Origin of the sequence: Mycobacterium sp. E1715 (assembly GCF_001667625.1) — a bacterium.
GTDB lineage: Bacteria > Actinomycetota > Actinomycetes > Mycobacteriales > Mycobacteriaceae > Mycobacterium.
Genome location: NZ_LZJJ01000529.1, coordinates 1 through 1,728, shown reverse-complemented (window position 1 = coordinate 1,728; position 1,728 = coordinate 1). Strand labels below are relative to the sequence as shown.

The window sequence follows — 1,728 nt, the reverse complement described above, 5'->3', positions numbered from 1 at the left end:
TTCCCCCATGATGTTCTCGGTCATCCGCGTCCGTGCGATGGGGGCGACGGCGTTGATGGCGATGCCGTTGCGGGCACCTTCGATGGCGAGAACGTGCATCATGCCGATGAGGCCCATCTTGGCCGCGCCGTAGTTGGCTTGACCGAAGTTCCCGAAAAGTCCGGTGCCGGAAGTGGTCTGAACGATCCGTCCGTAATTCTGTGCCCGCATGATCGGCCACACGGCCCGCGTCACGTTGAATGCGCCGGCGAGGTGTACCGATATGACCGCATCAACCTGCTCGGCGGTCATGTTCTTGAAAGCCGCGTCGCGCAGAATCCCCGCGTTGTTCACCAGAATATCGACCCGGCCGAAGGCGTCCATGGCCGTTGCCACGATCGCGGCGCCGCCGTCCTCGGTGGCCACCGAGGCCCCGTTGGCGACCGCGGTGCCGCCCGCGGCTGTGATCTCGTCGACCACGGCCTGGGCCGCCGACGTCGACGCGCCGCTGCCGTCCACGGCGCTGCCCAGGTCGTTGACCACGACGCGGGCACCGCGCCGTGCGAGCTCGAGGGCGTGACAGCGGCCAAGCGCTCACCGGCACCGAGTTCGATCCAACGGCACAGCCCGGATAATTCCGGCTCGGAGACCGCCGTCCAGTTCGGCGCCGCGCCGAGCCGCGCCCGGGTGCGGGTGAGAATGTCGGCGACGTGTTTGGCCCCGGCACTACGCGGCACGAGCAGCACCATCGCATCCGCCCGCAACGCCGCGTGGATCGCGACCACCGAGTCAACGTCGTTGCCGACCACCAAGACGATCGCGCTGCCCGGCACGACACCGGCGTCTGCCATGGCCACGGCGGCCGAATCGATGCGCTCGTCCAGCTCGCCGTAGGTGAGTTCGGCGCCTCGGTCCACCACCGCTGGACGGCCGGGATGCCGGGCGGCTGCGGAGCGCACCATGTCGAACGGTTCCCCGGTCCACAGGCCGGCGGCGCGGTACCGGGGCCGCAGCGCCTCGGCGCGCCGACGCGCATGCGGCAGCAGTTCAGTCGGGCCGCCCATGGATGTCCCCTCCAATGCAAATTACTGCTCTCGATTGAGTAAATGTAACCTCTCACCTATGCAGTCAATGACTTTCGATAACCAGGTGGCCATCGTCACCGGCGCCGGTGGCGGGCTTGGCCGCTGTCACGCCCTCGAGCTCGCACGGCGCGGTGCCCGCGTCGTGGTCAACGACCTGGGCAGCGCCGTGGACGGCAGCGGCGCGTCGACGTCGGCGGCCCAGGCCGTGGTCGACGAGATCACAGCCGCGGGCGGCACCGCGGTCGCCAACGGGGCCTCGGTGGCCACCGAGGACGGCGGCGCCGCGATCGTGGCAACGGCCATGGACGCCTTCGGCCGGGTCGATATTCTGGTGAACAACGCGGGGATTCTGCGCGACGCGGCTTTCAAGAACATGACCGCCGAGCAGGTTGATGCGGTCATATCGGTACACCTCGCCGGCGCATTCAACGTGACGCGGGCCGTGTGGCCGATCATGCGGGCACAGAATTACGGACGGATCGTTCAGACCACTTCCGGCACCGGACTTTTCGGGAACTTCGGTCAAGCCAACTACGGCGCGGCCAAGATGGGCCTCATCGGCATGATGCACGTTCTCGCCATCGAAGGTGCCCGCAACGGCATCGCCATCAACGCCGTCGCCCCCATCGCACGGACGCGGATGACCGAGAACATCATGGGGGAA

2 protein-coding genes and 1 pseudogene are annotated in these 1,728 nt (G+C 67.8%); 1 reads left to right on the top strand and 2 read right to left on the bottom strand.

The window, feature by feature from the left end; all coding sequences use genetic code 11:
• Together A9X03_RS25935 and A9X03_RS30540 are read right to left on the bottom strand one after the other, a co-directional pair.
• Window positions 1-522: SDR family NAD(P)-dependent oxidoreductase (locus A9X03_RS25935; RefSeq protein ID WP_231975468.1), on the bottom strand; the 522-nt coding region annotated here is incomplete at its 3' end.
• A gap of 182 nt (window positions 523-704) precedes the next feature.
• Window positions 705-941 (bottom strand): annotated as a pseudogene (locus A9X03_RS30540) (AMP-binding protein); the annotation flags it as partial.
• Between the two features lie 160 nt (window positions 942-1,101).
• On the opposite strand from A9X03_RS30540, the gene A9X03_RS25925 reads away from it, so the two are divergent.
• Window positions 1,102-1,728 (top strand): SDR family NAD(P)-dependent oxidoreductase (locus A9X03_RS25925; protein ID WP_068263679.1); only part of this gene is annotated, 627 nt, incomplete at its 3' end.